The sequence below is a fragment of the Ruegeria intermedia genome (genome assembly GCF_900129345.1).
Taxonomy (GTDB): Bacteria; Pseudomonadota; Alphaproteobacteria; order Rhodobacterales; family Rhodobacteraceae; genus Ruegeria; species Ruegeria intermedia.
On record NZ_FQVK01000057.1, the window covers coordinates 1 to 5,469 of the forward strand.

Annotated in this window: 6 protein-coding genes; all 6 read left to right on the forward strand. The window is 67.1% G+C overall.

The window, feature by feature from the left end; translation table 11 throughout:
• Positions 1-1,746 (forward strand): phage terminase large subunit family protein (locus F3H26_RS18975; protein ID WP_223162596.1); only part of this gene is annotated, 1,746 nt, incomplete at its 5' end.
• Between the two features lie 2 nt (positions 1,747-1,748).
• Positions 1,749-1,964, forward strand: a complete 216-nt coding sequence (locus F3H26_RS18980) for a phage head-tail joining protein (RefSeq protein ID WP_104009363.1) — start codon at positions 1,749-1,751, stop codon at positions 1,962-1,964.
• Positions 1,964-3,433 carry a phage portal protein gene (locus F3H26_RS18985; RefSeq protein ID WP_223162597.1) on the forward strand — a complete coding sequence of 490 codons (1,470 nt, stop codon included), beginning with the start codon at positions 1,964-1,966 and terminating at the stop codon, positions 3,431-3,433. The genes F3H26_RS18980 and F3H26_RS18985 overlap by 1 nt, the downstream gene beginning before the upstream one ends.
• 3 nt (positions 3,434-3,436) lie before the next feature.
• The gene (locus tag F3H26_RS18990; RefSeq protein WP_149777531.1) at positions 3,437-4,369 is read left to right on the forward strand and encodes a head maturation protease, ClpP-related; all 933 of its coding nucleotides are present in this window, start codon (positions 3,437-3,439) and stop codon (positions 4,367-4,369) included.
• 6 nt (positions 4,370-4,375) lie between these two features.
• Positions 4,376-4,753 (forward strand): head decoration protein, encoded by a 378-nt coding sequence (locus F3H26_RS18995; protein ID WP_149777532.1) that lies wholly within the window; start codon positions 4,376-4,378, stop codon positions 4,751-4,753.
• Between the two features lie 27 nt (positions 4,754-4,780).
• On the forward strand, positions 4,781-5,469 hold a 689-nt coding region (locus F3H26_RS19000; RefSeq protein ID WP_149777533.1), incomplete at its 3' end, for a major capsid protein.

Genomic DNA, 5,469 nt, shown 5'->3' on the forward strand with positions numbered 1-5,469 from the left:
ATCGAGGTGGACTCGCCAAGCCACCTGTTTCTTTGCGGCAAGGGCTGGATCCCGACGCACAATACCGAGGCCGGCAACAACTGGATCGGCTTCGTGATCCACCATGCGCCGGGGCCGATGCTGGCGGTCCAGCCGACGGTGGAACTGGCAAAGCGGAACTCAAGGCAGCGGATCGATCCGCTGATCGACGAAAGCCCGGCGCTGAAGGAGCGCGTCCGCCCGGCGCGGGCGCGCGACAGCGGCAACACCCAGCTGTCGAAGGATTTCCCGGGCGGCGTGCTGGTGATGACCGGCGCGAACTCGGCGGTGGGCCTGCGCTCGATGCCGGCGCGCTACGTCTTCCTCGACGAGGTCGACGCCTATCCGGCCTCGGCCGACGAGGAAGGCGACCCGGTGGGGCTCGCCGAGGCACGCTCGCTGACCTTCGCCCACCGGCGCAAGGTGTTCCTGGTCTCGACGCCGACGATCCGCGGCGTCAGCCGCATCGAGCGGGAATACGAGGCGTCCGACCAGCGCCGGTTCTTCGTGCCGTGCCCGCATTGCGGCGCGATGCAGTGGCTGCGGTTCGAGCGGCTGCGCTGGGAGAAAGGCAAACCGGAGACGGCGGCATATCACTGCGATGCCTGCGACGAGCGGATCGAGGAACACCACAAGCCGGCGATGCTGGCGGCGGGCGAATGGCGGGCCACCGCAGAGGCGCGCGATGCGCGGACGGTGGGGTTTCATCTCTCGGCGCTCTATTCGCCGCCGGGGTGGAAGAGCTGGGCCGACATCGCGCGCGACAAGGAGACGGCGGCGGGCTCGGACGAGGCCGAGCGGGTGTTCCGCAACACGGTGCTGGGCGAGACCTGGATCGAGACCGGCGATGCGCCCGACTGGCAGCGCATCGCCGAGCGGCGCGAGGACTGGCCGGCGGGGACCGTTGCCGCGGGTGGTCTGTTCCTGACGGCCGGCGCCGACGTGCAGAAGGACCGGATCGAGGTCGATGTCTGGGCCTGGGGGCGTGGGCTGGAAAGCTGGCTCGTCGATCACATCGTGATCGAGGGCGGGCCCGCCGATCCGGCGTGCTGGGCAAAGCTGTCGGAACTTCTGGGGCGGACGTGGACGCATGCAAGCGGCGCGCCGATGACCATCGCGCGGCTCGCCATCGACACGGGCTACGAGACCGCCGCCGTCTACGCCTGGGCGCGGCAGGTTGGCTTCGCGCAGGTGGCGCCCGTCAAGGGCGTCGAAGGGTTCAACCGGGCGACGCCGGTGACGGGCCCGACTTATGTCGATGCCACCATCGCCGGCAAACGCCTGCGCCGGGGCGCGCGGCTCTGGACGGTGGCCACCTCGACCTTCAAGGCCGAGACCTACCGCTTCCTGCGCCAGGACCGTCCGACGGTGGAAGAGATCGCGGCCGGCGCCGCATACCCGCCTGGCACCGTTCACCTGCCGGGCTGGGCCGACAGCGAGTGGCTCAAGCAACTCGTCGCCGAGCAGCTGGTAACGGTGAGAAACAAGCGGGGCTTTGCGAAGCTCGAATGGCAGAAACTCAGGGAACGCAACGAGGCTCTCGACTGCCGGGTCTACGCCCGTGCCGGCGCCTGGATCCTCGGGGCGGATCGCTGGTCAGAAAAGCAATGGGATGAACTGGCGCGGCAAGTCGCGCCGCCCGAACGGGGTGCCCCGGCGCCGGCGGTGTCGCGGTCAGCGAGGCCCGTGCGCCAGCGCCGATCCGTGCGCTCGAAATACATGGGATAAACATGGCCACACTTGCTGAGATTCAAACCCGCCGGGATGCGCTCACGGCCGCGCGCGCGAGTGGTGTGGCCCGGGTCAGCTATGACGGCAAAACGGTGGAATACCGCAGCCTCGCGGAAATCGATCGCGCCATCGATGTGCTCAACCGCGAGATCGCCACACTCGAGGGTCGCAGGATGATCCGTCAGGTCCGCGTGACCACGACCAAGGGATTGTGATGGGCCTGTTTGATGCCTTCCGCCGCCAGAAATCCGGCGGCCCCTCCGCCGTGCGCGCCCGCCTTGAAGGGGCGATGGCGCGCCGTCGGCTGCGCGGCTGGAACCCGCCGCTCGAGAACATCAACGCGCTGGTGGCGTCGGGCGGTCCGCGTCTGCTGGCCCGCTCGCGCGAACTGGTGGTCACCAATGGCTATGCCGCCAATGCCTGCGAGGCCTACGCGGCCAATCTGGTCGGCGACGGGATCAAGCCCTCGTCCTTGATCGAGGACGGGGAGTTGCGCGACCGGGTTCAGCGCCTGTGGCTCGCCTGGACCGATCAGGCGGACGCCGATGGTCTCACCGACTTCTACGGACTGCAAGCGATGATCGCGCGCGAGATGTTCGTGGCCGGGGAATGCTTCGTGCGTATTCGGCCGCGCCGCGCCGAGGATGGTCTGCTGGTGCCGATGCAGTTGCAGCTGCTGCAGTCGGAAATGCTGCCCTTCGAGAAAACCGAAACCGCCGCCAACGGCAACCGCATCCGCTGCGGGATCGAGTTCGACCGGATCGGGCGGCGCGTTGCCTACCACTTCCGCCGTCGCCACCCCGGAGACAGCACGGACCATGGGGAGGTGATCCCGGCAACGACGCGCGTGCCCGCCGAGGACGTGCTGCACATCTACCGTGCCATCGATGCGGGTCAGATCCGGGGCCTGCCGCATGTGGCGCCGGCCATGGTTCGGCTGTTCCTGCTCGATCAATACGACGATGCGGAACTTGATCGAAAGAAGACCGCCGCGATGTTCGCGGGCTTTGTCACAAAGAATGCCCCCGAAGAAACCCTGATGGGGGAGATCGAGGACGAGGGCACCGGGATCGGCATCGCCAGTCTGGAACCCGGCACCCTGCAGGTCTTGCTGCCGGGCGAGGACATCAAGTTCTCGAGCCCCGCCGATGTGGGTGGCGGTTACGAGGCGTTCCAGTATCGCACCCTGCTGGCGATCTCGGCCTCACTGGGGCTGCCGTACCACCTGGTCACCGGCGATGTGCGCCAGGCGAACTATTCGAGCTTGCGCGCCGAACTGGTCGAGTTCCGCCGCCGGATCGGCCAGTTGCAGCATGGGGTGATGGCGCATCAGTTCTGCCGGCCGGTCTGGCAACGCTGGCTCGAGACGGCGGCGCTCTCGGGCGCGCTCGATCTGCCGGACATCAGGGCAGCCAGGGCGGTGCACTGGATCCCGCCGCGCTGGGATTGGGTCGATCCGCTGAAGGACATTCAGGCGCAGCTTCTGGGCATCAACGCGGGGCTCATGTCACGGCGCAAGGCGGTCGAGGCCACCGGCTACGACATCGAGGAAATCGACCGCGAGAATGCGGCGGATGCGGCGCGGGCCGCGGCTCTGGGCCTCCATTACAGCACCAGCCCCGGGGAGGCCCAGGGGCCGCGGGCCACGCCGCAAAAGCAGGCTGATCCAGACAAGGGAAAGTGATCCATGAAAACCTGGTATTCGATCTGCGCCCTCGATGAGGGCGCGGAAATCTCCATCTATGACGAAATCGGCGCCTATGGCGTCAGCGCGAAGGCGTTTCTGGCCGATCTCGGCAAGCTGCCGGATGCGGCTCCCTTGACGCTCAGGCTCAACAGCCCCGGCGGCTCGGTGTTCGATGCGGTGGCGATCTACAACGCGCTCGGGCGCCATGCCAGCAATGTCACTGTCACCATCGACGGCATTGCCGCCTCGGCCGCCTCCTACATCGCCATGGCGGGCGATGAAATCATCATGCCGGAAAACGCCTTTCTGATGATCCATGATCCGTCCGGGCTGGTGATGGGCACGGCGGCCGATATGCGGTCGATGGCGGAGGCACTCGACAAGGTCGGGGCCTCGCTCATCAAGGGTTATGCCGCCAAGTCCGGCAAGGCGGAGGACGAGATTGCCAAGCTGATGGCGGCGGAAACCTGGTTCGATGCGTCCGAGGCGATCGACATGGGGCTCGCCGACACCTTGGCCGCGCCGGTCAAGATGGCCGCGCGGTTTGATATGAGCGGGTTCAGGAATACGCCGGAAGCGATTGTGGCGACGATGAAGGCGAAGGCCGACCCCGTCACGGTCGAACCGGAACCGGCTCCGAAACCTGCTGTCGGATCCAAAGCCGGCCCGGAACCTGATCCCGCAACCATCCGCACGGAAGCCATGGCCTACGCCAAAACCGTCGTCGATCTCTGCCGCCTCGCCGGGCAGCCGCAAATGGCGGCGGGCTTTCTCGAGGCGGAAACCAGCCTCGAGGATGTCCGCAAGGCGCTGATCGACGCCCGCGCCGCGGCCGACCCCGACATCTCCGCCACGCATCCGCAACCGGGGCCCGCGCCTCAGGCCAAACCGTGGGGTGATGTGATCGCCCGAACCTTCAAGCGCAAAGGATAACCAACCATGACCACGCTCACCGAAACCACCCACGCTGGCGGCTTTCTCGTCTGGGAAGCCTTCCGCGACTACACCCGCGAGGTCGTCACCATCGCCACCGGCGGTGCAAACACGGTCCTGCAGCCCGGCACCGTGCTGGGCAAGATCACGGCAAGCGGCAAATACGCCGCCCATGATCCGGCCGCCACCGATGGCACCGAGACTGCCGTAGCCGTCCTCTGGGGCAAGGCCGATGCCACCACCGCCGATGTGAACGCGGTGGTGCTGCTGCGCGGTCCGGCCATCGTCAACGCCAACGATCTGGTGTTAACCGGCACGCCGACCCAGCCCGAGATCGATGCCGCCCATGCCGCGCTCGCCGCCGCCGGCATCCTGGTGCGCTGACACCCCCAACACTGAAAGGAACACGCGATGCCCACCATGGACATCTTCGACACCGATGCCTTCTCGGTGATAGAGCTTACCCGCGCGCTCGAAAACATCCCCTTCAAGCCCGCCACCCTCTCGGGCTCCGGCCTCTTTGCCGATCGCGGCGTGCGGTCCCGCACCGTCGTCATCGAGAGCCGCGACGGCACGCTGTCGCTGATTCCGTTCTCCGAGCGCGGCTCGGCTTATGAGCAGCAGATCCCGGAACGACGCGACGTGCGGGCCTTCGTCTGCCGCCAGTTCAAGAAACAGGACGTGCTCTGGGCCTCTGAAATCCAGGGCATCCGCGCCTTCGGGTCCGAGTCCGAGACCCAGCAGATCCAGGCCGAGGTCGCCCGCCGCCTGCGCCGTCTGCGCAATGATGCCGAGGCCACCTTCGAGTATCACCTGCTGAACGGCATCCAGGGCAAGGTGCTCGATCCCAAGGACGGGGCCACCGTGATCGACTACTTCACCGAGTTCGCCATCACCCCGGCGGCAGAGGTGAACTTCGATCTTGCCGCCACCAATCCCGCCTCGGGCGCCCTTCGCAAGAAATGCCAGGCGCTGATCGAAAGCGTCGAGGACAGCCTCGGCGGCCTCTCCACCGGCGCGGTGCAGCTGCGCGCGGAATGCGGCTCGGCCTTCTTCGCCGATCTCGTCGCCCACAAGGAGGTGCGCGAGACCTATCTGAA

Excerpts from the sequence above, each read along its gene's own strand:
- F3H26_RS18990 (WP_149777531.1), top strand. The coding sequence starts at position 3,437 with ATGAAAACCTGGTATTCGATCTGCGCCCTCGATGAGGGCGCGGAAATC.
- F3H26_RS18985 (WP_223162597.1), top strand. The coding sequence starts at position 1,964 with ATGGGCCTGTTTGATGCCTTCCGCCGCCAGAAATCCGGCGGCCCCTCC.
- F3H26_RS18980 (WP_104009363.1), top strand. The coding sequence starts at position 1,749 with ATGGCCACACTTGCTGAGATTCAAACCCGCCGGGATGCGCTCACGGCC.
- F3H26_RS18995 (WP_149777532.1), top strand. The coding sequence starts at position 4,376 with ATGACCACGCTCACCGAAACCACCCACGCTGGCGGCTTTCTCGTCTGG.